This is a genomic window from Micromonospora lacuserhaii (assembly GCF_036902735.1).
In the GTDB taxonomy this organism is placed as follows: domain Bacteria; phylum Actinomycetota; class Actinomycetes; order Mycobacteriales; family Micromonosporaceae; genus Micromonospora.
The window spans coordinates 1-513 of sequence record NZ_JBAKHO010000131.1 but is presented as its reverse complement, the minus strand read 5'-3'; the positions used below and the strand labels follow the sequence as shown (position 1 = coordinate 513).

The window sequence follows — 513 nt, the reverse complement described above, 5'->3', positions numbered from 1 at the left end:
TCCGCGAGCATCGGCTCCATCAGCGGCGAGTGGAACGCGTGCGACACCCGCAGCCGGGTGGACCGTCGGGTGCCCAGCCCGGCCAGCACGGCGTCGACGGCCGCCTCGTCGCCGGAGACGACCACCGAGTCCGCGCCGTTCACCGCCGCGATGTCCACACCGTCGACCAGCAGCGCACGCACCTCGTCCTCAGCCGCCTGCACGGCGACCATCACCCCGCCGGCCGGCAACGCCTGCATCAGACTGCCCCGGGCGGCGACCAGCCGGCACGCGTCATCGAGGGACAACACCCCCGCCACGTGCGCGGCGGCCAGCTCACCGATCGAATGACCCGCCACCAGGTCCAGCCGCACCCCCCACGACTCGAGCAGCCGGAACAGGGCCACCTCGAACGCGAACAGGGCGGGCTGGGCGCTGCCGGTGGCGTGCAACGCCTCCGCGTCGTCACCCCACAGCACGTCCCGCAGCCCCGGGTCGAAACCCGCCAGCGCCGCGTCGAACGCCGCCGCGAAG

1 protein-coding gene is annotated in these 513 nt (G+C 74.3%); it reads right to left on the bottom strand.

Annotation, left to right across the window (positions count from 1 at the left end):
* Positions 1–513, bottom strand: a 513-nt coding sequence (locus V6U81_RS29065; protein WP_334494245.1) for an acyltransferase domain-containing protein, incomplete at both ends; no start/stop codon positions are given.